Here is a 25848-nt window from a genome sequence, read left to right as displayed (position 1 = left end):
AGAAAATTCAGATCACCAAATGACAAAACGAATTACCGCTGATTTTAAAGAACGGTTTAACGGGCAGCCCATGGTCTTCCGTTCGCCCGGCAGGATAAATATCCTGGGCGAACACACAGACTATAACGAAGGGTTTGTTTTGCCTGCCGCCATTGATAAGAATATTTATGTTGCCATAAACAAACGGGCCGATAACCGGGTGAATTTATTTGCCGTGGATTTCAATGAACATTTTACAACGGATACCGGGAACATTAAACGGGCATCCATCCAATGGCCCAATTATATACTGGGCGTGGTGGACCAGTTACAGAAACACGGACACCCGGTGGGTGGTTTTAACCTGCTGATCGATGGGGATATCCCGATCGGCGCAGGCCTCTCCTCCTCTGCTGCAGTGGAATGTGCCGTGATATATGCGTTGAATGATATCTTTGAACTGGGACTGACCAGGATGCAGATGGCGCCGCTGGCACAAAAAGCCGAACACGTTTTTGCCGGTGTCAATTGCGGCATCATGGATCAGTTTGCCAGCCTCTTCGGTAAAAAGGACCATGCCATAAAACTCGACTGCCGGTCGATGGAATATGAATACGTGCCGGTTAAACCGGAAGGCTACAAGATCATCCTGTTTAATACGAATGTAAAACATAACCTGGCTTCATCAGAATACAATACCCGGAGAAATCAATGTGAATCCGGCGTTTCGATCATCCGGCAGTTTCACCCCGAAGTAAAGAGCCTGAGAGACGTTACCATGAAGATGCTGAACGATCACGTAGCACCTGTTGACCAATTGGTTTATAAACGCTGCCGGTACGTGGTGGATGAGAATGAGCGGCTGCTCGGCGCCTGCCAGGACCTTAAAAAAGGTGATATCAGGGCACTGGGGCTGAAAATGTTTGAAACGCACCAGGGATTGAAACTTGATTATGAAGTAAGTTGCAGGGAGCTTGATTTCCTGGTTGACCAGGTAAAAGCAAATGAAGATGTGGCCGGTGCCCGGATGGTTGGCGGAGGTTTCGGGGGCTGTACGATCAATCTTATCAAAGATCATGCAGCAGAAGACCTCATAGCAACGGTCGGCCGGGACTATAAAAAAGAAACCGGACTTACCCTGACCACGTACGAGGTATCCCTTGAAGACGGGACATCCGCCTGCATACAAGCAACTTAAAATACCACTAATTCAAAACTGTCAACAATTCATAAAAGCCTAAATCAACTGCTATGACCACTTTGCAAATGAATGATTACCTCGTTTTCCTGCTTTACTTTATGGTAGTGGCCGGGTATGGTTACTGGATCTACAGCAAGAAAAAGAAACAGTCTGTTTCTGCTTCGCATGATTTTTTCCTGGCCGAGGGGTCATTAACATGGTGGGCCATTGGTGCATCACTGATCGCTTCCAATATTTCTGCCGAACAGTTCATTGGCATGAGCGGAAGCGGTTTCAAAATGGGCCTTGCTATTTCTGCCTATGAATGGATGGCGGCAGCCACGCTCATCATCGTGGCCATCTTTTTTATCCCGGTGTATTTAAAAAACAAGATCTACACGATGCCGCAGTTTTTAAACCAGCGGTATAACGGAACGGTAGCCATGATCATGGCCATATTCTGGTTAATGCTTTATGTGGTGGTGAACCTGATGTCAATTCTTTATCTGGGTGCACTGGCCATTCACGGAATTTCGGGATTGGACATCACGCTTTGCATAAGTTTACTGGCTGTTTTTGCCATTTTCATCACCCTGGGAGGCATGAAAGTGATCGGCTATACGGATGTGATACAGGTCTTCTTCCTGGTATTGGGTGGATTGGTGGCAACCTATATTGCATTGAACCTGGTAGCCGAAAGATCCGGGCAAACCGGTTTGATAAATGGTTTTAAACAACTGACCACCCAGGCAAATGATCACTTTCACATGATATTCAAAAAAGACAATGAAAACTATATGGACCTGCCGGGACTGTCGGTGCTGCTGGGCGGATTATGGATCGCCAACCTGAATTACTGGGGTTGTAACCAGTACATCACCCAGCGGGCCCTGGGAGCGGATCTGCCAACGGCCCGCAAGGGGATCTTATTTGCTGCATTTCTGAAATTACTGATGCCGGTGATCGTTGTATTACCCGGTATAGCCGCATATGTATTATACCAGCAGGGCATGTTCCAGACCGAGATGCTGGATTCAAAAGGGATCGTGGACGTAAACAAAGCGTATCCTTCGTTATTGAACCTGCTGCCAACGGGGTTGAAAGGCCTGGCTTTCGCTGCATTGACAGCGGCCATTGTTGCTTCCCTGGCAGGAAAGGCGAACAGCATCGCCACCATTTTCTCCCTGGATGTTTATAAAAAGGCCATCAATAAAAATGCAGATGATAAAAAACTGGTCAGCGTAGGTAAGATCGCCGTGCTGGTATCAATGGCCCTTGCCATTCTATTATCGCTGGCACTGGGCGAAAAACTGATGGGCGAAGGCAAACAGGGATTTCAGTACATACAGGAATATACCGGTTTTGTTTCGCCGGGCATCTTTGCCATGTTCATACTTGGCTTTTTCTGGAAAAGAACAACATCCAATGCCGCCCTGTTTGCCATCATCGGCGGTTTTTTACTGTCGGTATTCTTTAAATTCTTACCCGGGATGATGGATCTTTCTTTCCTGGCCGATTCCGGTTTTTCAAAAGCCAATAAAGCAGGCGTTTTTGAAATTCCCTTTCTTGACAGGATGGGATTTGTATTTCTTTTCAGCATGGCAGGCATGTATATCATCAGTGTAATTGATAACCGCAAAGGAATAAAACCAAACGGCCTGGAGGTGGACAGCAGCATGTTCAAAATGAGAACATCCTTCCTGGCAGGATCATTGATCGTATGCGCAATACTGGTTGCATTGTTCAGCTTGTTCTGGTAAAGCGGAAAAGCAGAAGGCTTAATGACTTACCTTTGTGCCAACAAAATAAGAAATGATAAAAGTTGGTGAATATAATGCCCTGAAAGTTATCCGGGAAGTGGATTTTGGCGTGTACCTGGAAGACGGCGCTGAAGGTATCTTATTGCCAAAGCGGTTTGTACCGGTCAATACCAGGGTGGGTGATGAAATAAACGTGTTCTTATACCATGATGGCGAGGACCGGCTTATTGCCACCACGCAAAAACCCAGGGGCATACTGGGTGATATTGTAAAACTAAGGGCCGTTACCGTAACCCCGCAAGGTGCTTTTTTAGACAATGGTTTGATGAAGGACCTCTTTGTACCAAAATCAAAACAACAGCAGGGCATGATACCAAACGGGGAATACCTGGTAAAGATCTATCTGGATGAGCAGACCGGCAGGCTGGCAGCAACAGAAAAGATCGAACCCTATTTAAGCAACGAAGAACTTACTGTAAAAGAACTCGAAACAGTTGACCTGGTGGTTTACCGCCGAACTGATATTGGTTATGTGGTGATCATCAATAACAGGCACACCGGTGTACTGCACCACAATGAGATCTACCGGAATATCACGCCCGGCGACCGGTTTACCGGGTTTGTTAAAAAGATCTACCCCGATAATAAAATTGATGTGGCAGCCGGTAAACCGGGTTACCAGCGTGTGGAAGATGAATCCGAAAAGATCGTAAGGCTTTTGAATGAGAATAATGGTTACCTGCCTTATCACGACAGATCTGACCCGGAAGACATTTATTCTTTTTTTGGAATGAGCAAGAAAACATTCAAAATGACCACGGGGAATTTATATAAACAGCGGAAAATAAGTTTTGAGAAAGATGGTATTAAACTCGTTTAAGGGTTTCAAAGGTTTAAATCACTGAAAGGTTACTTACTTCAATTCTTAATTTATAATTTTTAATTCTTAATTAATAGATGGCCCGTATTAAAGTTGATCTTCATGATATCTATAATAACAGCAAGGCCATTGACAATGCCTTGCAACAGGCATTTAACGATGCGGTTGATAAAAAGATACGGGAAGTGGAGATAATACCGGGGAAAGGAAGCGGGCAATTGCGGAAAAAGGTAGAGCGTTTCCTGCAGCAGCCACATATCAAACCACTATATCATCGCATTGAAAATGACAGCAAGAACTTCGGCAGGCTGTTTGTCTATTTCAGATTTTAACAGTTTCAGCAGGTAAATACTCCCGCTTTCATACAATATTTCAATAGCCATTTAAGTTACTATCTGTAAGAATTTTCAATCCTGTAACCCCCAGGTATTCACTCATTAAAAAAAATAACCTTATGGAAACTAATCATTCAAAATCTCATTTAAGGGCTGTCGTTCAGCAAGTTACCAACAATGCAACCTCCTGGATAGGCCATTGGAAGGGAGAAACCAAGAACAGGGTAAGTGGCCAGACATTTCTTTGTCCTTCAGAAGGAGAACTGGACTGCATCGAGATCTTTTCGGCTCATGTAACAACCAGCGGTCCGGTTAACCTGACCATTCATGCATTTGATGCTGAAAACAGGACATGGGGGCCTGTGCTGGGGGCCTCACAGGTTCAATTCAATAACCTGGACACCGGCAAATGGATATCTTTTCCACTTAAAGGATTACGTCTTCAGAAGGGAATGACCTATGGCTTCCGTTTAAAAAGCGAAACCGGCCTGATCGGTGTGGGTGAAGCCGCCGGTAGCGTTGGCCATTTACCATACAATGGAGGCCAAGAATGGGCTGCAGCATCCGAAGACCTGCCCGGTAGTTATTATACTTACCTCAGCCTTGCTTTTAAGGTTGCACTGAGAGCATAATTAAAAATGAACTGACATAAAAAGAAATGCCATCCAACGATAGACGGATGGCATTTCCTTTTTAGAATAATGGACTTGCTGATTAGTTAATGGTTACTGTTTGCAGGTTCTCATTCAAGGTAATTGTGTATGTTCCAGCCGTTGCCGGTGTTTTAAAATTCGAGCCACCCTCCCACTTAATAGGCCTAGGTGTTCCGGTTGCCTGGCTTCCGCCGCTGTTATCTTCATAATCAAAAGCGCCCCAGGCATTACCTGCCAGGAATTTTATATCCTTATTTGCTTTGAGGGTAACAGATATGGTCCATATACCATTTCCCGTATAGGTCATTTGCGGAGAGGTTGGCGGATCCCAATCGTTCACACCCGGCATGTTCATGCCATCACCTACCACTCTCATTTCTGTACCTGAACTGGTAAAGTATTTTACATTATTCCTGTCACGTCCGTCCCAGATAACCCGGTAACGGCCTGCGCTTGGATAATCATTGAAATTAGCGCCATTCGTTTCCAGTGTGCTTCCGTCACCACCTGGTGTACCGTAACTCCTGGTTTCGTCAACAGCATTGCTTCCGCTGTTCCAGGCATCGTTGTCAATTAATTTCCACCCGCCGGTTGTAAAGTTTGTAAGTCCTACAAACAGGTTGGTCCCTGAATTTCCCAACGCATAATTCGGGAATACACCCGGAGGGTTCCATCCTGCACCGGTAGCACCTCCTACGAAGCCCATTCTTCCAGCCTTTATATCATATTTTAATGCACTGATATTAACAGAAATGCGGTAGTAGCCCGCAGTTGCAACTGTAAGGTTTGCACCACCGGCAGATAAGATACCACCGGTACCGCCATAATTTATGTTCCAGCTTCTGCCCACTGTAATTTTAAACTGGGCACCGGCAGGTAAATAAATATAGGTGTAGTACATTTTATTAAATACTACCGCACGCAGGTCCCGTATCAATTCAGGAGCAGTACCTGGATCCCAGTCATTCCCGTTTCCGGTTGACGCCTGGTATCCACCGGGCAGGTATACCCTTAAAATGGGTACATAACTCTGGATCGATACGTTTACAACATTTGAATACATCGTTGTTCCATTCGGTGTAACTCCCTTGATACGATATTCCACTGTACCGGTATTGCCTCCTGGTATACCGGAATTCAATGCCGTAGCATTCATTTCTCCCTGGGTAAGTCCCTTGCTCAATATGGATGCTCCAACCGGAATTTCAATAGGCGCAACAAAGTTCTTACCTGCTGAGTCGTACTGCAATGTATAGTTTATTGTTCCTGTATACCCGGTGAACGTGGGGGTCCACCAAAAAGCATTGGATGGCAAAGCAGCATTTGGCAATGTGCATACCACCGAAGTGTTTTGAGTAACCAGCCTGGACGGATCAGCAAAAGGAGTAACTTTCACGGTGATCACATTGGAAAGATATCTTTCATTATTATTTTTATACGAAGAGGTCAGCACCAGGTCAATACTCTGGGCAACTCCTATTTTAAAGCCAAGGTTCAATAAATGCGCATTCAACTCCCTGCCCGTCATGGTTGTCTTTAAGACCCCTGTTACCGTTTTCGTATTATTCACTGCACCAAAATTCTTATTGGTTGAATCGATCGTAAGAATATATTTGGTGTTGACAAGGTCGGTCCCGTATTTCGGATCTGTCCATGAAAAAGTGATCACTGCGGTGTTGGTGTCGGCAATACCAGGTGCTACCGCAGTAAGCGAACTGCTTAATATCGGAGAAACACCTGCCTGGTAAACAGGTAATGCCTCTACCTTTTTCAGGTTGTCTACTTTATTACAGCCGGTAGTAAACCCGATAATGGTGGTCACTGCCGCAAATATTTTTAAAATATGTTTCATTTTTAAAATTTTAGAATTCATTATTGTTTTACAACAGTGTATTTACCTGTGACAAAATTCAAGGTTACCTTATAGTTTCCTGCAACAGCTGGAGTGGGAATTGCATCCGGGTCGGATCCTCCACCCATATTCGCACTGAAGTCACCGCCATTGGCATCTTTTCCACCATATTGGGGTTGCCATTGTGTTAAGGTAGAAAGGAATTTATAATACTTACCCGATGTAAAACTCATTGTAATGGTATATTCTGTTAAACTTAACTGGGTACATTTCTGAGTCGCTGGTGGATTATTTGTCCAGCCGCTTGGCGTACCATCTCCGGTAATATACAGATCTCCGGTTGGAGGTAAAGGAACGGCAACATCCAGGTAAGGAGTGATCACTATCTTAACTACATTGGAGTACAAGGGTACTGCTCCGTTTATCGTTGACTTGATCCTGAATTCCATATTATGCGGCACATCCCTTTGAAGTAATAATTTATTCAAAAAAGTATTTACCTCTTTAACGGTAAATGCGATGCTCAGGTCTGACGCTATAGAAACTTCCTGGATGCTTGGATTGGTAAAGTTTGAACCGGTCGTATCTACCTGGAAAATATAGGTCACGTTTTGTGAGTTTACTCCTGTATTAAACCGGTAATTGGGATTTGACCAGTTAAATGTCAGCGCAATGGTATTCTTTTTTGTGCTATCCAGGAAAAGATTGGCAGCAGATGACACAGCAAGTACAGGGTTGGTACCTCCTTCAAAATAAACTTTATTCTCATCCTTCTTGCAGGAAACCAGCAGGCCTGCCGAAAAGAACATTGTAAAAAATAATTTTATTACATTTTTCATATAAAACAGTTTTAATTATTCAGATTAATACCCGGTGTTTTGCGTTAAGTTAGGATTTGCCACGATATTGGACGCCGGGATCGGAAACAAATTATATTTTGAATCCACCGCTGTACCGGATGATACGCCGCCCTTCCATGGCCACAAATAAGTTCCGGTCGTCAACATTCCGTAACGGATCAGGTCTGTCCGGCGATGGCCTTCCCAATACAATTCCCTTGCCCGCTCGTCCAGAACAAATTGCAGGTTCAGTTGTCCGGCTGAAATATTGCCGCTGCTATTCCCATAAGCCCTGGTACGGATGATGTTGATATAATTTACCGCGGTAGCTGCATCGCCGCCGGCACCACCCCGTAAAACTGCCTCTGCATAGATCAGGTACATTTCTGCTAAACGAAACACAGGAAAATCAATATCCGAAAAATATTTGGTAGCATCTGATACCGGGGCTCCGTCAGAACGTTTGTTCACATATTTCATTACGTGCGGCCCCTGGTTAAAATTACTGATGTCTGTGATCTGCAACTGGGCCGGGCTGGTTCCATATTTAGAAGTAGTGAACATGGCCCGTTTATCGGTTGCCCCGGTCGGATCAGAAAAAAGGTTCACCAATGAAGAAGTAGCCCTGTAACCGTACCATCCTTCAATTATTCCATAATCAGCAATTTCATCACCACAGGGGGCATGAACCAGGAATGTTGTATTACCATAACCTTTTGTACGCAGGCCATCGCAATTAACAGCAAACATGAATTCATCTTTGGCCTTATCATTATCCGCCATGAATACCCGTGGGTAACCTGAATATAAAGAGTAACCGGCACCAATTACTTTTTTGGCATAGGTAATGGCATCGGTGTACCTGTCTGTGCCGGTATAAACTCCCGCATTCAGGTACATTCTTGCCAGCAAGGCCCAGGCAGCTCCCTGGTCAACCCTTCCGTATTCAATTGTTTTTGCCGAAGCAAGATCGGCATCAATTGCTTTTAGCTCCTTCTCAATGTAAAGGAACAGGTCGCCACGGTTTATCTCCTTTGGTAACGTTGTTCCGATCAGGTCGTTTTCGGTGATGTAAGTTGACTTACCGAAAAGATCCATCATGATCCAGTAATTGAAGGCACGTAAAAAACGTACTTCAGCAACTGATTTTTTAATTTCTGCCGCATCTGCACCGCTGATTCCTCTTTCTGCCAGTTTCGCATCGGTACTCTCCCGCATATATTCATTTATCAATGTGATATTGTAAATGGGCCTGGCATAGATCCCTTTCAAAAAAGGATCAGCACTGGTATATCTCAGGTTATGAAAATCATGAATGGTCTGATCATTCCAGGCAACCACCGCTTCATCTGTAGGTAATTCCTGGCAGTTAAAGAACATTCTTATATAGGGAACCTGTGAGCCTTCGTCAAGTCCCCCGCTGATATCGGGATTACCTGCCGGGCCGGCATTTCCGGTTATAGCCAGTGTTCCGTATATTTTTGCCAGTACACTTTTATACCCGGCTGCTGTTGAAAACGCTTTTTCAGGCGTAAGGTCGTTTACCGGGAACAGATCCAGTTTCTTGGCACATGAACCGGCAACAACCGCCAGAACCAGCATACCCGCCAAATATTTAATTAATTTATTTTTCATATAAATCGTTGTTTTTTTTATTAAAAATCTAAATTAAATCCTAAAGAGAATGTCCGTGGCCTTGGGTAAATATTGTTATCCACCCCGGTTTCATTTGAATTTTCCGGATCCAGCCCTTTGTATTTAGTAATGATAAATACATTCTGGATGCTTGCAGCGATGCGCAAACTGGCCTTATTCTTCAGTATCTTACCCACATTATAACCCAGGTTGATATTGTCGAGCCTGAAGAAAGAAGCGTTCTCTATATAATAGTCAGACAGGTATTGATTGTTGGTAAAACCACTCTCCAGGTAGTTAACAGATGCATTGCCAATAAAGTTTATCGGGTTCTTTATTGCCCTTAACACCCCGTTATTGGAGTTGAAATTGTTATACAAATAGGTTCCTAAAGCCCCGTGCCCGGTTACACCTAATGAAAACTTCTTGTAAACAACCTGTGTATTTATCCCGAAAAATACATCTGCTCCCGGTTTTTTATAATAATAGCGGTCGTTTTGATCAATTACGCCATCCCGGTTTATGTCCTCATACAGTCCTTCGATGGGCTTTCCGGTACCTGGATCATACACCTGCTTGTAAACAAAATAAGCAAAGGGGCTATACCCAACATTGAACCTGCCGATATTATTTCCAGTACCGCCGGAGATCCCGCTTACCTCAATTCCCTTAAAGTTGGGATCCTGCTGTTTCAACAGGTTGGTGATCTTCCGGGTATTGTATGTAAAATTACCGCCGAATTCCCAGGTCAGGTTTGACTTCCTGATGGGCACGGTATTCAGGGTGATCTCAATACCCTTGTTTTCCATATTACCAACGTTGGTAAGCAATTCGATATTAAAGTTACCTCCGGCAGCTACAGGCACCACACTCAAAAGATCTTTTGTCTTTTTAACGTAATAATCCACCGTACCGGAGATCCTGTTATTCAGTATCCCGAAGTCGATGCCTATGTTGGTAGTGTTCGTACTTTCCCATTTACGGTCGGGATCATAAGCCGATGGACGTAAAAAGCTGTAGTATGTATTGCCAAACTGGTATTGAGCAGCAGAATTGCTACGGGCATAATAAGGAAGATAGGAATAATAGGGAATCCCATCCTGCTGCCCGGTGGTACCCCATCCAAACCGTAGTTTTAATTCATTCACCAGGTTTACATTCCTTAAGAATTCATCTTTTAATTTCCAAGCCAGAGCTACGGCTGGAAAATAACCTACCCGGTTATCCTTAGAAAATTTAGAACTGGCATCCCTGCGCAAAGAGGCGGTGACCAGGTATTTATTGGCTACTGATAAATTCACCCTGCCCAGGTAAGATTCTATGCGATACTCCGGTTTGTCTGTAAGGAATACAGGTTCAGTACCGGCAATGGTATCTTTCTTTTGCGGGTTGGTGGGATCGGCAATTGCCCGGTAACTGAAAGAAGCAAAGTTCTTGACATTGGTAATGAAATCCTGGTAACTGTGTCCAACCAGTACATCCACTTTGGTATTCAGCTTTTTCAGTTCTTTCGTATAAAATAACTGGATATCGGTAATGGTGTTCGTTTTACCCTGCTCATAATAGGTTTTTCTTCCCCCGGTCCTGAAATTGGTTGCAGCTGCGGAATCTATATTATCATTACCGCTTCCTTTAGAATTATCAATGCCGAAGTTAAATAATACATGCAGGTCGGGGAACCAATGTATCTTGTAATCCAACTGGATATTTCCAACCAGGCGGTTAACATTGGAGGTATTGTCCCTTTGATTCAGTAAGGCCACCGGGTTCCTGGTAGCCAGGCCAATGAGATCATTGTTGATATCAAGCCATTCATAATAGCCACCAAATTTTCCGGATGAAGCATTGATCGGCTGGGTAGGGTCAAATGCGATGGCAGAACCGATGGCCCCCTGGTCAGCCCAGTTGTTATGGGTGCGACTGGCTTTAATGGCCAGGTTAACACTTAAATGATCGTTTAAGAATTTAGGAGTAAGATTCAAAGATCCGCTGATGCGTTGAAAATTATCTGTCTTTAAGATACCATCCTGTGTTAAATAACCCAGGGAGGCCCTGAACGGAATATTCTGGATAGCACCGCTGGCGCTGATATTATTGTCCCATCCGAAAGCCGGACGGTAAATTTCTTTTTGCCAATCGGTGTTTGCATTTCCCAATATATTCGTGTAGGTTGGATTCCCATCTGTATTAATGATGTTCCTGATCTCATCAGCTGAAAGCACTTTCACTGTTTTGCCAACGATTCCGGTAGATAATTTTGTATTGAAATTAAACCGCACTTTCCCTTTAGATCCTTTCTTGGTCGTAATGATCACCACGCCATTGGATGCTCTGGAACCGTATAGCGCCGTAGCAGAAGCGTCTTTCAATACGCTCATTGATTCGATGTCATCAGGGTTGATGCTGTTTAAAAGATTTCCAGACCCGGCTATCCCGTTGCTTTCAACAGGAACTCCGTCAATAACGATCAACGGATCATTACTGGCATTCAGTGAAGCGCCACCCCGGATGCGTATCCTGCTGCCGCCACCTGGTGATCCACCACCGGTTGTAACTTCCAGTCCTGCAACTTTACCCTGCAGTAACTGTTCGGATGAGTTAACAACCCCTTTTTGGAAATCTTTGGCAGTTACAGAAGTTACCGAGCCTGTCAGGTCGCCTTTCCGTTTTGTTCCATAAGCAACCACCACTACTTCGTTCAATTGCTGGTTAACCTGGACAAAACTTACCTCCACCGAAGATCTTCCTCCAACAGCGGCCTCGTACGTGGCAAACCCAACAGAGGTAAATACCAGTGTTGCGTCGGCCGGTGCAGTGATCTTGAAAGTTCCATCACCGGCGGTCTGGGTAATTGTTTTACTTCCCTTTACTGTTACGGTGACACCGGCAACAGGTGAACCATCTTTAGAGTCCGTCACTTTACCGGTAACCACATTTTGTGCAAATGCAGCAGCAGGAAGTAACAACATTAAAAGAGGAAAGGAAAAAATGCAGAGGGCTTTTCTAATACTTTTTCTCATAAAACAAGCATTTCGTTTTTTAAAATTAGCAATCACTTTGCGTAGAAAGTACACACTTAAAATGTGTAAAACTTACACAAAGTAAAGTTTTTTTTGTTAATAACAATTTTTTGTTAATTATTTTTTCTGAAGCCTGGCCGGAAAATTAACCGTTTCATTGTTCCACTGGTTTTCAGCCATTTGGTACTAAAACCCCGGCCGGGCAGCATTTTTAAAAATCAATCCCCACCCATTTTTTCTTTTTCCGCTCGTATTTTTCAAAGTTGAACTTATACAGTTTACCGGGCCGGTGGGGTACATCCTGCTCCATTTCGTCCACATCAATAAGGAAGTCCATCGCAAAGAATTTCTTACGGAAATTGCGCCGGTCCATTTTGGTGTCCAAAATTGCTTCATACAGGTTCTGCAGGTCACGCAATGAGAATTTTTTGGGCAAAAGGTTGAATCCCAGGGGATGCTCCTGGATCCTTTTTTGCAACCAGTTATAACATGCCTGGAATATTTCCTGGTGATCAAATGCAAGGTCAGAAATACTTTGCACATCATGCCAGTGAAGTTCATTATCCAGTATCTTGAGTTTGTGGTGCTGTACGTTTATTAAGGAACAATAGGCTACAGTAACCACACGGCCGGCAGGATGGCGGCGTACGGCCCCAAAAGTATGTACCTGCTCAAGGTAAACATCGTCCAGGCCGGTACGCTGTTTCAATATGCGGTATGCCGCATCATGGATATCCTCCTTTTCACCCACCAGGTCACCAAGCAAAGACCATTTACCCTGGTATTTTTTAAGGTCGCTGCGTATCAGCAAGACCTTTAATTTATTTTCATCAAACCCAAAAATCACACAATCAACTGACAAGGCAATACGAATACTGTTTTGCACTTCTGTCTGAATAGCCTGGAGGCTTTTGATGTGATTTACCTGTTTACCATTTGCTACTGATGCCATAATCTTACTTTTTGTTTCTCTGAAATTATTTTTTAATGAACCTGACAAAATAACCTTTTCCATTTTGTTCTAACCGAAGGAAGTAACATCCTCCTGGCAAGGCCATAAACTGACCGGCTACAGAAAGCCTGTATTGTCCTGCTACCTGTACTGAACTGAAGATCGTTTTCATACGCTGCCCGTATGCATTGAAGATTGTCATATTTACCTCTCCTGAACCAGGAACGATGTAATCTACCGATGCATTTTCGTTGACAGGATTGGGAGATATCTTTATTCCGAAACCATTCTTAATATTGGTTATCTGGCTATTATAATTATTAACGGTGAATTGAGCCGAGGTATAATTGCTCACGGGAATGTTTGAACAATTTACGCTTACCCTCCAGTCATATACGGTACCCGGGGTGAGATTGGAAATCACAATGGAACCAGCAGTGACGGAAGTGGCAGCATTGATCCACACACCCGAGGTTACCGGTTTAAAATCTACCGTATAAAAATTTCCGGGACTTGTTGTCCAGTTCAGTACAGCTGAATTGGTGGTGATGCCCGTAACACTTAAACCAGCAGGTGCCGGTGGCGTAGGTGTAACCACGATCGTGATGGCTGCCCGCTGGCTTTCTCCGCAACTTTGTGTCTGGCTAACGTAATAGGTAGTACTGCCTGCTGTGGCTGTAGATGGGGTTGGTGCAGTTGCACTGCCTGTTCCGCCGGTTGCGGTAGTGTACCACAATAGATTTGTGCCTGCCGCCGTGAGTGGGACCGCCACAGAATTACGGCAATATGTAACAGGGCTGGTTACAATGGGAGGAAGCGTGGCAGCAGATACATTCACTACAATTGCGAAACGTGGGCTTTCACAACCAATCGTCTGGCTTACATAATAGGTTGTACTTCCGGCTGCAGCAGTTGATGGCGTTGGCGCAGTTGTACTGCCGGTGCCTCCCGTTGCTGTAGTGTACCATAACAAATTTGTACCCGTTGCAGATAAAGGCACTGCAGCCGAACCCTGGCAATAGTTAATGGGGGTGTTTGCCACCGGAGCAGCTGCGGCACAGGCCGGCACACTAACGTAAATATGATATTCGCCGGGTTGCAGGCTGATGGTTTGAGTGGCCGCTGTTAATGAAAAAACTGTACCGGTTGCACCATTGATGCCGGATCCGCTACCATTGCTGATATAATTTACCCAGTTGCCAGTGGCCTGGAATGTTACAGACCTGGATTGTGTAACAACATCCAGGTTAGCAACTACGGTAACTTTTAATCCGCCGTTGCCGGGATCTGCAACCTGGAATAATTTGTATAACCCTCCATTGTTATAAAAATCATAAGTAAAAGATGTACTGTTGAAAATAGCCGGGTTGTTCAGGCGCAGATCGATGATGCTTTTATAGGTATCATACAAGTGCCGTCTTTCGGGTACGGTCATATATTCCCAACGGGGAGGTTTATTAGCCACGTTGGAGCCCCCATAATTCAGCGGAACATCATATCCCCTTTCTTCAAACTGCCAGATCATCTTAGGACCGGGTACGGTAAAAAATACAGCAGCCGCAGCTTCTTCCCTTGCCAAAGCCGTGGAAAGCGTTTTAACATTATAGCTGCCGGATGAATTACCAAGCGTTATGTTCTTATACATGGTCCTTTCTTCGTCATGGCTTTCCATATAACCAACTTCTGCCGGGTTATTAAACCCTCTCTTTGGATCGTTGTAAACAACCGGTGAAATATCGGAATTGGATGTATAGCCCATGGTGCACTGATTGTACACAGCATTATTATTTCCCCAAAGCATGAATCCATGTGCTGCATATTCCTGCTCCTCCTGGCTGGGAAGGGTACCAAGAAATTCCAATATCATATAAGTACCGGGGTGACCCGGGATAGTGCCATCATAATATCTTTTAAGATTTGCCACACGTGTGGCATCATAGTTTTCGATGGTTGTTGTGTTACTTTGTGTTTGTGTAAAACCTTTGGCAAGATCAAACCTGAAACCATCCACCTTGTATTCCGCCAACCAATGATTTAAAGAACGCTGTACAAGGTATTGTGTGGCAGGAGATGTATGATTAAAGTCATTAAAGAATGCGTATGCATGTGGCGTCGTCTGGTTTAACCAGGGATTATTTGCTGCCGGACGGTTGTTGGCAGCATCCCAGTACATTTTTGCCTGGGGTGCATTGCCTGTACAATGATTGTAAACCACATCCAGTATAACAGCGATCCCGTTCTGGTGGCATTTATCAATAAATTCCTTCAGTTTGTTCTTTGTACCGTAATATTTGTCCGGTGCAAAATAAAATGAGGTGTTATATCCCCAGCTTTCATTGCCGTCAAATTCATTGATGGGCATCAGTTCAATGGCATTGATGCCTATATTTTTCAGATACTGTAAAGAGTCGATCAGAGACTGGTAACTGTGTTGTGCAGTAAAGTCCCGGATCAGCAGTTCATAAATGACCAGGTTCCTTTTATCGGGCTTGATAAAATTATTCACCTGCCAGTTGTATGGTGGCTCTGCCGTTTGCAACACACTGACTATCCCGGTGGTCAACCCGGTTGGATATGGCTTGAGATTGGGATAAGTTACGGCATCAATAAAGCCATCATTATCGGGGTCCAGCACTTTCTGCGCATAGGGGTCGGCCGTCTTAATGCTGTTATCAATCAGATACTGGTAAGCATACTCTGTACCCGGGGTGAGGCCGGCAATGGTCATCCAGAAATAATTACCATCAGAAGTCTTGTTCATCTGGTTGGCACATAAAACCGCCCAGTTTGAAAAATCACCGATCACAACCACATTATTCTTGCCGGGAGCATATAGTACCAGTGTTACCGATGTATTGCCCGGAAGATAGTTGATCCCCTCCTGTACACCGGCCGGCAAGGGAGCTACCGTAGTGGTTGGTGGAATGTAAAAGCTGAATGAATCCTTTACCGTAATTGTGCCATTATTGCCTTCCAGAAAAACCTGCTGCGCACATGCCGTTGAAATGGTTGGCGTGGCAGAAATGCTGTTGGCGTTTGTCGCCGTCTGAATTATATTCCCGTTTAATTTCAACACCAGGCTTGAATTGGCAGATGCCACACCGGTAATGCTTAAGCTACCACCTACATTCACATTAATGGGTTCTATCCAGGGGATATACCGTGGTTCAAATGGAGGAAGATTTATCCGCACGGCATATTCTCCATTTCCATATACCGGCAGGTACATGTCGCTGACATCAGAATTTACCTGTTTAAGGCTTCCGCTTGCATTCCTGAAAATAATGCAGACCTTTTTAATTGTTTCTCCTGCCGGAACACCGAAAAAAGTTCGGATATTGGTAATGTTGTACTGGTATTTATTACTGCCCAGCGGAGTTGCTTTTGCAGCAGGATCTGCAGTACCCCATGTAAATTTTACATAGCGCCAGTCAGAAGGACCCGTACTTAAACTGGTGATCAGGCCCACATGCACATATACATTGCCGGAATTCCCCCCTTCAAAATTCAATAATCCCTGGTTGCCTTTGGTACAATCCACTATTGTTGCCAACGTAGAATTCTCTTCAGGAAACTCAGGTGTCCAGCTTAATAACCTTTGGGAATAAGTGAGGGTACTGATAAATAATACAGCTGCAAAGAGGAAAATCTTTTTCAAGGCGCAATCGTTTTAATGTGTAAAATAAACACATTATTTTTATAATTGCAAAATAAATCCTTCCGGGCTACCAGTTTGCCTGTTAAAAAACGACAGTAATAATACCAGGATCGGGTAGCTATCTTACCAATTCGTAAACTGCACTGGCATAGGAATCAAGGGTGATATCCGACAGGCCGGAGACGGTGCCTGTAAAAATATCCTTCATCTGTGAAAAGCCTTTTGTTCTTTCTTCAAACCGCTTCAGGTTTATGCTTTTTGTTTCTTTTGCCGTATTCATGATTACCATTACGGTCTGTTTATCATCGTAGCGGAAATAAACATAGATCCCGTTCTCAGGAACAAACTGCATCATCCTGCCGGTTGTAAGGGCCGATGACCCCTTGCGGTAATTTGCCAAACGGGCTACATGGTCCCATATTTCCCTTTCTTTCCCGGTTCGTCCGCTATGGGTAAATTTATTGGCCGGGTCAGAAGCCCAACCTCCCGGGAAGTCCTGGCGTACATACCCATCATTGGGACTTGTAACTCCAGTCATTCCTATTTCTCCGCCATAATAGAATTGAGGAATACCCCGGCAGGTTAGTAACCAGCTGATGGAGGTTTTATATTTAGCCGTATTCTCCCCAACCACTGAGTAGAAACGGGATATATCATGATTGTCCAAAAAGATCACGTTCCGCATCGGGTCCTTATACACAAAGTCCTGCGCAAGTACCGTATACAGTTTATTCACCCCATCTGTCCAGCCAAAATCTTTTGTCATGGCATCGGTAATGCTCCACAAGGTCTGAAAATCGGTGGCAGCCTGCAGGTTGCTTTTGAACGGCGTATTGAAGTTATTCTCAACAAAATAACCCTGGTTGATCACCCCATGCACCCAGGTTTCGCCAAACAGGGTAAGCTTTGGATATTCATCCTCCAAAGCTTTATTGCAGCGGTTCATGAATGCAAGATCATTGTAAGCATAGGTATCAATACGCCATCCGTCAATACCAAATTCTTCTACCGTCCACAATGCATGTTGAATCAAAAAGTTCGCTACAAATGGATTACGCTGGTTCAGGTCGGGCATCATTTTGGTAAACCATCCATCGGCCATTATCTTTTTTTCCTTGCTGCTCGCATAGGGATCAAAGAGCACCTGGTCCTTGTAGCTGGTATTGGTATAATCAGGCCATTGGTTCAGCCAGTCTTTCATGGGCATATCCTGTACTGTAAAATGATACAGTCCAACATGATTATAAACAGCATCCTGGATCATTTTCATTCCCCTGGCATGGGTTGCATCTATTAAAGCCCGGTAAGCACTTTCACCGCCAAGGCGTGGATCTATTTTATAATGATCGGTAAAGGCATACCCATGTTCGGTACGTTCCGGCATATCATTCTCCAGCACCGGGTTTAACCATAACGCGGTAATCCCAAGTGATTGCAGGTAATCAAGATGATTTTGTATGCCCTTCAGGTCGCCCCCATGCCGGTTGTATACGGTATCCCTCCGCAATGTCTGGTCTTTCATACCAGGTATGCGGTCATTACTTTCATCCCCATTGCTGAAACGGTCGGGCATGATGAGGTACATAAAATCTTTTGAAGTAACCCCCTGGGCATAAGAAGTTCCGTTGCCTTTGCGGCGGGGTTTTATTACAAAAGGAATTTCAAAGGAAGAAGCTGCCTTATTCACTTTTATTTTTATGGTACCCGGCTTTGCAGAGGCAGAAATATCCAGGTCAAGAAAAACATAATTCAGATTTTCCACTTTATTTACCTTCCCAAGTTTTACCCCGGGATAGTTTATGGTGAACCCGCCGGCTGCATTGGCAATGGCATCGCCATGGATCATCACCTGTATTTTATTCCACTTCATTCCTACCCACCAGTTACCCGGGTAGCATTTATAACCGGAATGCTGCGTAAATCCTGATAAAGAGATAAGAAATAATACAACGGAAAAAATTATTTTTCTCATAAGGGTTTTTTTATTGTTATTATTTTTTCGTCACTTTTATCGTTTACAATAAAATTCATTAGACCGCCAATGATCATTGAAACGCCGCCAATAACAAGTGCGTAGATACTCTCCTCGTGAAACAGATTTTTTACAAAGAACCCCAAGATCGCTGCAGCCAGTATCTGGGGTATGACTATAAAGAAATTAAATACGCCCATATAAAATCCCATTTTATTTGCAGGAAGGGCTCCGGAAAGAATAGCATACGGCATTGTTAAGGTGGAGGACCAGGCCAATCCAACACCTATCATTGGCAAAAGCAGGAGATTCTGGCTTTTAATAAAAAGCATCGAGATCAAGCCAATCCCCCCTATAATCAGGCAGGTCATGTGTGTATATTTCCTGCCAATTCTTTTTGCCAGTATGGGTAATAAAAAAGCGGCGATGGCAGATATGCCATTATACACCATAAACATCACGCCTACCCAATCGCCTGCATCCTGGAATACTTTTGAATCTCTGTCGGTTGTACCAAAAGTATTTGCTGCAATACCTGATGTAGTATAGATCCACATGGCAAAAAAAGCAATCCAGGTAAAAAACTGTACGACGGCAAGTTGCATCATCGTTGATGGCATTTTGAAAACACCCGTGGTGATTTCTTTCAACCCGTTTAACAGGCCTTTTGTTTTTAATTTTTCCTGGGCCCAGGCTTCAATATTTTCGGGTGGAAATTCTTTAGTAGTAAAGACGGTCCACAGTACAGAAACTAAAAACACCACGGCCCCGATATAAAATGAATATTTTACTGAATCACTGATAACACCTGGGGCGGCTGTATTGCTGATATTGAAGAAATTGGTGAAAATATATGGCAATAGCGAAGCTATCACTGCGCCCAAACCGATGAAAAAGGTTTGTGTTGCAAACCCGGTCGTTCTTTGTGATGAAGGCAGTTTATCCCCCACAAAAGCCCTGAAAGGTTCCATTGAAATATTGATGGAGGCATCCAGTACCCACAATAAAGTAGCGGCCATCCATAATACGCTTGATTGGGGCATTAAAAACAGGGCGATGGAAGAAAACAATGCTCCCATAAAGAAAAAAGGGCGCCTTCTGCCCCAACGTGGATGCCAAGTCCTGTCACTTAAATAACCAATGATCGGCTGGACGAGTAATCCGGTTATTGGCGCAGCAATCCACAAAAAACCAATTTTATCAATTTCAGCACCCAGTGTCTGAAATATCCGGGATACATTGGCATTCTGAAGTGCGAACCCAAACTGGATCCCGAAAAAACCGAAACTCATGTTTAATATTTGCTTAAACGAAAGTTTTGGTTTCGGATCCTCCGATGGTAAATGAGTAAGAAATTCAGTCTGATTTTCCGGCATGGCAATCGTTTTGTTTGATTATAACAATTGTGTAAAAGATACACTTACTAAAATACAATAAAATACCAACCGCAAAAAAATATTCTTCCGCCTCTGTAATTACGGGTTACGAAGCACCGGGCAGGTATCTACTGGTATTCATAAATGATATAACCCCAGGGGCCGAGGCTGAATTGATGCTCCCCGTCTATGTTCTCCTTTACCCCCATGAATACATTCAACGGCTCCCCGGTAACAGCAATATCGCTGATGGTGAATTTTTTGGGGTTCCCTGACAGGTTTAGAATAACGGCAATCTTATGACCCGCCTTTTCCCTCAGGTATGCATATACAGCCGCATCGTCCGAACTTGCCACCCGTTTAAATGCCGCATCGGCTGACAGGGCCGGGTTCTTTTTCCGAAGGGTCAGTAACGTTTTGTAAAAAGGAGCCATTTCAAAATTTCCATTCCACGCAATAGTATCCTTCACAAAGAATTTCAAACGCCTTTTGTTCATGGCCTCCTGGCCGCTATAAATGAGCGGAATGCTCTGGTATATGGTTTGCGTAAACACGGCAAAGGTCCTGTACGCATTGCCATACTTTTCAAATTCAGTTCCGTTCCAGCTGTTCTCATCATGGTTGGTGGTGAAATACATACGGGAGGCATCTGCGGGAAAGTTTTTGATGGCTGCATTAATGGCCGAATCAAATTGCACGACGGATCTTTTGCCTTTATAAAGATCGGTCATTACCCCCATCATATCCCATGCATACGTGGCATCAAAACCAACTTCATACAGCCCGGGTTTCTGGCCCTCCGCCAGCATAAAGACATTTTTGATCCTCCGCAACGTGCCTATGCATTCTTTCCAGAAGTCTGAAGGCACTTCCTCCGCTATATCACAGCGGAAACCATCAATGCCCGTTTCTGTAACCCAAAACTTCATGGCTTCGATCATACTGTCCCGTAATTCCTGGTTGGCATAATTCAGTTTTCTTGTATCTGTCCAGTCGTCTTGCCAAACCGCATTACCTGCCGAATCTCTTACATAAAAATCCGGGTGGGCCTTCAACCAATGGTTGTCAGCTGCTGAATGATTGGCCACCCAATCGGTGATCACTTTAAAACCCATACCCTGCGCATTTTTTACAAAGGCCTTCCAGTCATCCATTGTTCCAAACTCTTCATTGAATCCTTTATAATCTTTTACTGCATAGTAACTACCCAGGTCATTTTCGGACATCTTTCTTCCTTCTTTACCGATCGGTGTTATGGGCATGAACCATAATATCTCTACCCCCATATCTTTTAACCTGGGCAAATGCTTTTCGAATTCTTTTATTGAGCCGGAAGAAGAATACTGGCGGAGGTTCACTTCGTAGATATTACTTTGTGCAATCCAGGATGGATGCTTTGGTTGCTCCTCCGTCACTATAGGTGTTTCTGCATTATCCTTCTTTGCTTCATTACAACCAACCTTCACCAGAACAACCAGTACAAAAAACAGGTATGCCATTATTTTGCGTATCATAAAAAATGTTTTATGGGAAGTTAAGATTTTTTTTAACCCGCAGAAACTAATCTGCAATACCTGGAACGCCTATATGAGGCTGTTATTTGCCGATACAGAACTTGGAGAAAATATAATCCAGTACATTTTCATTGGTAATATCCCCAGTTATTTCAGAAATATAGTGCAGGCAACGGCGGATATCGAGAGCAAGGAGGTCGCCGGGTATTTTTTTGTCGAGACCGGTTTTGATATCCGCAAGGGACCTGTCAACTTCCTTCAGTGCCTCATAATGCCGTGCATTGGTGATGATGGTATTTTCGGTATTGATATTCCCCTGGATCACTTTGTCCACCAACCGTTCTTTCAACAGGTCAATATTAAGCTGGTCCTTTGCGGATATGAATAAAATATCCTCGCCGGTATATTTCTGAGCTGCTTTTTCCAGCCCCAACACATCCACCTTATTACCCACCAGTAAATAATCGGGATTATTTTCCCTGATCAAAGCGATGGCAGCCCCCACTTCACCATGTGTTTCGGTATTTACATCAAAGATATAAATGACCTCATCGGACTGCCTTATCTTCTCCCGGCTTTTTTCCATACCAATCAATTCAATCACATCACTACTGCTTTCCCGGATACCGGCCGTATCGATCAACCGGAATAGTATCCCGTCAATATTGATCACTTCCTCGATCGTATCCCTGGTGGTACCTGCAATATCGCTTACAATGGCCCGGTTTTCATTCAACAGGGTATTGAGCAAGGTGCTTTTACCGGCATTCGGTTTACCAATAATGGCAACACTTACACCATTTTTTATCACATTACCCAACCGGAAGGATTCAAGCAACTGTGTTGTTACAGAACCTGCCCCTTCTACCAGTTCATAAAATTTTGTGCGATCGGCAAATTCCACATCTTCCTGGCTAAAATCAAGTTCAAGTTCTATCAAAGCCGAGAACCGGATAAGGTCTTCCCTTAACTGTTTTAAAACATTGCTGAATCCCCCACGGATATTATGCAGCGCCGCTTTTTGGGAAGCATTTGTATTGGATGCAATCAGGTCGGCCACTGCTTCGGCCTGGGCAAGATCGAGTTTGCCGTTCAGAAAAGCCCGTTGCGTAAATTCTCCAGGTTTTGCCAGCCGGGCGCCATTGCGGATGCATGCCTGTATCACCTGCTGCTGCACGAAGGGACTGCCATGACAACTGATCTCCACCACATCCTCCCCGGTATAACTTTTCGGGGTTTTAAACAAGGAGACCACGGCTTCATCAATGTCATTCCCATTCTCCTTAAGAAAGCCTACATGAATGGTATGCGAACTTTGTTTGCTGAGGTCTTTGGAAGGGAATATCTTATTTACTATACCGATCGCATCCTTCCCGCTCAGGCGTATGACACCAATGGCGCCAATGCCCTGCGGAGTGGCCAGTGCAACAATGGTATCATCCCAACCGGAAAGATAATTCAGCATCCGGCAAAGATACCCACTCCATTCTCTTCTGCAAAGCTTTATGGGAGATACAATATTTTTCTATCGGCAGCATCAATTTCTGAAACGTAATAGCGCTTTATATCATGGATGGCAACTTCATCTATGATGTCCACGAAATTCTGAACGGTTGATTCTACGGCAGGCTTTATGATCAGAACAAATCGTTTGGCATCGCCCGTAGCCATGCTTACTTCTTCTTTCTTCGCCAACAACACATCCCGGATGCCTTTAACTGAAAAAGAAGTTTGTTTCACTACTGGATTATGATCAGGCGTTCCTTCGTAATACCTGATCACATTACCCTTTTCCAGGAATAAAGTCAATACGCAGGAGTTGCATATTTCATCACCCGGTATGGTATCTACGGATTCATTAAATCCCATTACCTTGGGTAAAGACATCGTAGTAGTAAAAACAAAGAATGTGATGAGTAAAAACCCCAGGTCAACCATCGGAGTCAGGTCAACCCTTGTGCTTTTCTTATGCATCCTATTATTTCTCCGGGATGATCTTTTGATCTCAGCTTCTGCCATAACAATCCGTTTTTATTAAGATCGCAGAAGGGGTTGTTTCCATAAATAAAAATCCCGGCGGCTTGCCGGGATTGACCTGATATTCTGAAGTTCTTATTCTTCCACTACAAACGTGATCGGCTGGCGGCGGTATGCATTTACATTACGCCCGTTCTGAATGGCCGGTGTCCAGTTCTTGGTCTTTTTAATTACCCGTACTGCTTCCTGGCACATGCCAAAACCCGGATCGTTCTCACACTGTACATCGCTGAGGCTTCCGTCCCTGCTCACGATGAACTTAACGATCACTGTATATTTTCCACCGGCAGCACCATTATCAACCGGTGTGCTGGCATTCAGGTTCTTTTGCAGGTAGTTGCGCCAGGCAGCTTCTCCACCCGGGAATGTAGCTTCCACTTCCACCTTGGTGAATATCTTGTTCTCGTCATCCTCTTTCTTTACTTCTACCACCTGTGTTCCCTTGTCTTCAACAGGAGCCTGTACTATTTGAGTCTTGTTTTCACTTTCCACTGTCTTGGTACTGATCACCTGCTCTTCCTTGATCTCTTCGATCTTTTCGTCCGGTTTCACCTCTTCATCCTTCACGATCTTAGGCGGGGTGAATTTTACCTGGTTTATTTCAGGTGGTGGTGGCGGTGTGGGTGGTGGCGGTGGCGGTGGCGGCGGTGGTGGCTCATCAGTCTTCACCTCAGCCATCTGGGTGTCCACAACCTTAAATTCTTTAGGGCTGTTCTTTTCTATGATGCCTGCAAACACGGTTCCCAAAAGCACCAGTAACAGCGCCAGCCCGGTAATGATAAGGGCCTTGGTAAGTGTCTTTTTATAGGACTTCCTCAACTGGTAAGCCCCGTACTCCTTGTTCTTACCGTCGAAGATGATGTCCAGTATATCGGCATTTAAAATTTTATTAGCTTCCATTGTAATCTCCTTTGTTAATTAGATTCAAAATAGGGCTCATTCCATAACTTACTTGATGCCGTTTGCTTCCTCCGTTTGTTTAATAAGCATTTCCTCTACCGGTGTCATATCCACTTCGGCATAGTGCCCAGGGGGTACTGCCGAAATGACCATTTCATCCAGTATGTCAATGGCGTTCTTAAACGTTGAACTCTTATCAGACTTGATGATGTACATCAGGTCGTCAATGGGAGTGGCAACCTTCTTATCAAGGATCAACTTACGGATGTCTTTGAAATTGGTTGACTTGAACTGTTCACTTATTGTGTTCGGATCCAGTTGTCCATAATAATAATATACCTGGTTCCCTTTCCCGAGCAATATGGTCATAGCACCCGAGTTCTTTACCTTCATTTCCTTATCCTTTTCATCTTTGGGCTCATTCATGTTCATGGCCGTTGACTGGCTCATGGTAGTGGTGAACACAAAGAATGTGATCAGCAGGAATCCAAGGTCAACCATTGGTGTAAGATCGACACGGGTGGAAAGTTTTTTACCTTTTTTGACGCCGGGGCCTTTCTTATGACCGCCACCCGACGAGGTATCCATTTCTGCCATAGTAATATCTTTTTAGTTGTTAAACCTTTATTTTTCCTTGTCCTTACCTGTTTTATACAGTTCCGATCCGGTTGGTACGTTTTCGCCTTCTGTTACGATCCTGAATTTAAATATCTCGTTTGCCTTAAAAGCGCTCTTGATATTCTTAAAAATGGGATACAAAGCTTCCCCGTCTCCTTTAACCAGCAGCATCTCCTGAAGCTTACGCTGGTCTTCCCCTGCGTAGGCGTTGGTAACACTGCGTATCCAGTGGGTCAACTCGTTGTTGGTTGTATCTGTTGGAATCCCTGCCAGGGTACTGGCCGGAATTTCACTGGTAGCATTCAGGTACGACTTCAACTGGTTGAAGGGGATTCCTATGTATTCCGATTTTTTCAGTTTAGCCAGTTCGGCACCTGTTAACTGAAGGTTCCTGGTCTTATTAACGTCGTCAATGATGGCATTTTTCTTTGTATCGTCGCCAAGCATTAAAAACACCTTACCTTCTTTGGTAAGGGGGATCAGGATCGATTTATCAGGCGCTGCCTTACTGGAAACAGAAGTGGGTGTTTTAACCGCCAGCACTTCCGGTGGCTTTTGTTTTGTTGCCAATATAAAAAACGACAACAACAGGAAGGCCACATCACACATCGCCGTCATATCAATGGCGGTGCTTTTCCTTGGTATTTTAACTTTTGGCATGTTTTTCCGTTTTCAGTTATTCTTTAAG

The 25848-nt window shown here is 44.1% G+C and carries 19 protein-coding genes; 5 read left to right on the top strand and 14 right to left on the bottom strand.

The window, feature by feature from the left end; translation table 11 throughout:
• Window positions 1–19 precede the first annotated feature (19 nt).
• The 5 genes from IPJ02_13375 to IPJ02_13355 all read left to right on the top strand — a co-directional run bounded on the left by IPJ02_13375 (window position 20) and on the right by IPJ02_13355 (window position 4766).
• Complete coding sequence (locus IPJ02_13375; protein MBK7376504.1) at window positions 20–1177, top strand: galactokinase; 1158 nt, start codon at window positions 20–22, stop codon at window positions 1175–1177.
• Between the two features lie 53 nt (window positions 1178–1230).
• On the top strand, window positions 1231–2919 hold the full coding sequence (locus tag IPJ02_13370) for a sodium/sugar symporter (protein ID MBK7376503.1): 1689 nt from the start codon (window positions 1231–1233) through the stop codon (window positions 2917–2919).
• Window positions 2920–2971: 52 nt separating this feature from the next.
• Window positions 2972–3799, top strand: a complete 828-nt coding sequence (locus tag IPJ02_13365; protein ID MBK7376502.1) for an RNA-binding protein — start codon at window positions 2972–2974, stop codon at window positions 3797–3799.
• A 77-nt stretch (window positions 3800–3876) separates the two neighbouring features.
• A complete protein-coding gene (locus IPJ02_13360) occupies window positions 3877–4131 on the top strand; it encodes a Smr/MutS family protein (GenBank protein ID MBK7376501.1) in 255 nt (84 codons plus the stop codon).
• A 122-nt stretch (window positions 4132–4253) separates the two neighbouring features.
• On the top strand, window positions 4254–4766 hold the full coding sequence (locus tag IPJ02_13355) for a hypothetical protein (GenBank protein ID MBK7376500.1): 513 nt from the start codon (window positions 4254–4256) through the stop codon (window positions 4764–4766).
• Window positions 4767–4848: 82 nt separating this feature from the next.
• On the opposite strand, the gene IPJ02_13350 is transcribed toward IPJ02_13355, so the two are convergent.
• The 14 genes from IPJ02_13350 to IPJ02_13285 all read right to left on the bottom strand — a co-directional run bounded on the left by IPJ02_13350 (window position 4849) and on the right by IPJ02_13285 (window position 25820).
• Complete coding sequence (locus tag IPJ02_13350; protein MBK7376499.1) at window positions 4849–6639, bottom strand: SusE domain-containing protein; 1791 nt, start codon at window positions 6637–6639, stop codon at window positions 4849–4851.
• 20 nt (window positions 6640–6659) lie between these two features.
• The gene (locus tag IPJ02_13345; GenBank protein ID MBK7376498.1) at window positions 6660–7478 is read right to left on the bottom strand and encodes a SusE domain-containing protein; all 819 of its coding nucleotides are present in this window, start codon (window positions 7476–7478) and stop codon (window positions 6660–6662) included.
• Between the two features lie 24 nt (window positions 7479–7502).
• The gene (locus tag IPJ02_13340; GenBank protein MBK7376497.1) at window positions 7503–9113 is read right to left on the bottom strand and encodes a RagB/SusD family nutrient uptake outer membrane protein; all 1611 of its coding nucleotides are present in this window, start codon (window positions 9111–9113) and stop codon (window positions 7503–7505) included.
• 20 nt (window positions 9114–9133) lie between these two features.
• A complete protein-coding gene (locus tag IPJ02_13335) occupies window positions 9134–12133 on the bottom strand; it encodes a SusC/RagA family TonB-linked outer membrane protein (protein MBK7376496.1) in 3000 nt (999 codons plus the stop codon).
• Window positions 12134–12344: 211 nt separating this feature from the next.
• Window positions 12345–13085, bottom strand: a complete 741-nt coding sequence (locus IPJ02_13330) for an NUDIX hydrolase (GenBank protein ID MBK7376495.1) — start codon at window positions 13083–13085, stop codon at window positions 12345–12347.
• Window positions 13086–13110: 25 nt separating this feature from the next.
• A complete protein-coding gene (locus IPJ02_13325) occupies window positions 13111–16743 on the bottom strand; it encodes a fibronectin type III domain-containing protein (protein ID MBK7376494.1) in 3633 nt (1210 codons plus the stop codon).
• Window positions 16744–16861: 118 nt separating this feature from the next.
• Window positions 16862–18715 carry a glycoside hydrolase family 13 protein gene (locus IPJ02_13320; protein ID MBK7376493.1) on the bottom strand — a complete coding sequence of 618 codons (1854 nt, stop codon included), beginning with the start codon at window positions 18713–18715 and terminating at the stop codon, window positions 16862–16864.
• Window positions 18712–20007, bottom strand: a complete 1296-nt coding sequence (locus IPJ02_13315) for an MFS transporter (protein MBK7376492.1) — start codon at window positions 20005–20007, stop codon at window positions 18712–18714. The genes IPJ02_13320 and IPJ02_13315 overlap by 4 nt, the downstream gene beginning before the upstream one ends.
• Window positions 20008–20219: 212 nt before the next feature.
• Window positions 20220–21605 carry an alpha-glucosidase C-terminal domain-containing protein gene (locus tag IPJ02_13310; protein ID MBK7376491.1) on the bottom strand — a complete coding sequence of 462 codons (1386 nt, stop codon included), beginning with the start codon at window positions 21603–21605 and terminating at the stop codon, window positions 20220–20222.
• Between the two features lie 82 nt (window positions 21606–21687).
• Window positions 21688–23070, bottom strand: a complete 1383-nt coding sequence (gene mnmE, locus IPJ02_13305) for a tRNA uridine-5-carboxymethylaminomethyl(34) synthesis GTPase MnmE (GenBank protein MBK7376490.1) — start codon at window positions 23068–23070, stop codon at window positions 21688–21690.
• Window positions 23071–23108: 38 nt separating this feature from the next.
• On the bottom strand, window positions 23109–23624 hold the full coding sequence (locus IPJ02_13300) for a biopolymer transporter ExbD (protein ID MBK7376489.1): 516 nt from the start codon (window positions 23622–23624) through the stop codon (window positions 23109–23111).
• 93 nt (window positions 23625–23717) lie between these two features.
• Window positions 23718–24542: an energy transducer TonB gene (locus tag IPJ02_13295; GenBank protein ID MBK7376488.1), complete on the bottom strand. Its 825-nt coding sequence runs from the start codon at window positions 24540–24542 to the stop codon at window positions 23718–23720.
• Between the two features lie 48 nt (window positions 24543–24590).
• Window positions 24591–25139, bottom strand: a complete 549-nt coding sequence (locus tag IPJ02_13290) for a biopolymer transporter ExbD (GenBank protein MBK7376487.1) — start codon at window positions 25137–25139, stop codon at window positions 24591–24593.
• 27 nt (window positions 25140–25166) lie between these two features.
• A complete protein-coding gene (locus tag IPJ02_13285) occupies window positions 25167–25820 on the bottom strand; it encodes a biopolymer transporter ExbD (GenBank protein MBK7376486.1) in 654 nt (217 codons plus the stop codon).
• Between the last annotated feature and the right edge of the window lie 28 nt (window positions 25821–25848).

It is taken from the genome of Chitinophagaceae bacterium, assembly GCA_016710165.1.
Classification (GTDB): Bacteria; Bacteroidota; Bacteroidia; order Chitinophagales; family Chitinophagaceae; genus Ferruginibacter.
This window is presented reverse-complemented; position numbering and strand designations above follow the sequence as displayed.

What these genes read in the sequence shown, in the direction of transcription:
- IPJ02_13375 (MBK7376504.1), top strand. Translation starts at nt 20, where the DNA reads ATGACAAAACGAATTACCGCTGATTTTAAAGAACGGTTTAACGGGCAG.
- IPJ02_13370 (MBK7376503.1), top strand. Translation starts at nt 1,231, where the DNA reads ATGACCACTTTGCAAATGAATGATTACCTCGTTTTCCTGCTTTACTTT.
- IPJ02_13365 (MBK7376502.1), top strand. Translation starts at nt 2,972, where the DNA reads ATGATAAAAGTTGGTGAATATAATGCCCTGAAAGTTATCCGGGAAGTG.
- IPJ02_13360 (MBK7376501.1), top strand. Translation starts at nt 3,877, where the DNA reads ATGGCCCGTATTAAAGTTGATCTTCATGATATCTATAATAACAGCAAG.
- IPJ02_13355 (MBK7376500.1), top strand. Translation starts at nt 4,254, where the DNA reads ATGGAAACTAATCATTCAAAATCTCATTTAAGGGCTGTCGTTCAGCAA.
- IPJ02_13350 (MBK7376499.1), bottom strand. Translation starts at nt 6,639, where the DNA reads ATGAAACATATTTTAAAAATATTTGCGGCAGTGACCACCATTATCGGG.
- IPJ02_13345 (MBK7376498.1), bottom strand. Translation starts at nt 7,478, where the DNA reads ATGAAAAATGTAATAAAATTATTTTTTACAATGTTCTTTTCGGCAGGC.
- IPJ02_13340 (MBK7376497.1), bottom strand. Translation starts at nt 9,113, where the DNA reads ATGAAAAATAAATTAATTAAATATTTGGCGGGTATGCTGGTTCTGGCG.
- IPJ02_13335 (MBK7376496.1), bottom strand. Translation starts at nt 12,133, where the DNA reads ATGAGAAAAAGTATTAGAAAAGCCCTCTGCATTTTTTCCTTTCCTCTT.
- IPJ02_13330 (MBK7376495.1), bottom strand. Translation starts at nt 13,085, where the DNA reads ATGGCATCAGTAGCAAATGGTAAACAGGTAAATCACATCAAAAGCCTC.
- IPJ02_13320 (MBK7376493.1), bottom strand. Translation starts at nt 18,715, where the DNA reads ATGAGAAAAATAATTTTTTCCGTTGTATTATTTCTTATCTCTTTATCA.
- IPJ02_13315 (MBK7376492.1), bottom strand. Translation starts at nt 20,007, where the DNA reads ATGAGTTTCGGTTTTTTCGGGATCCAGTTTGGGTTCGCACTTCAGAAT.
- IPJ02_13310 (MBK7376491.1), bottom strand. Translation starts at nt 21,605, where the DNA reads ATGATACGCAAAATAATGGCATACCTGTTTTTTGTACTGGTTGTTCTG.
- mnmE (MBK7376490.1), bottom strand. Translation starts at nt 23,070, where the DNA reads ATGCTGAATTATCTTTCCGGTTGGGATGATACCATTGTTGCACTGGCC.
- IPJ02_13300 (MBK7376489.1), bottom strand. Translation starts at nt 23,624, where the DNA reads ATGGCAGAAGCTGAGATCAAAAGATCATCCCGGAGAAATAATAGGATG.
- IPJ02_13295 (MBK7376488.1), bottom strand. Translation starts at nt 24,542, where the DNA reads ATGGAAGCTAATAAAATTTTAAATGCCGATATACTGGACATCATCTTC.
- IPJ02_13290 (MBK7376487.1), bottom strand. Translation starts at nt 25,139, where the DNA reads ATGGCAGAAATGGATACCTCGTCGGGTGGCGGTCATAAGAAAGGCCCC.
- IPJ02_13285 (MBK7376486.1), bottom strand. Translation starts at nt 25,820, where the DNA reads ATGCCAAAAGTTAAAATACCAAGGAAAAGCACCGCCATTGATATGACG.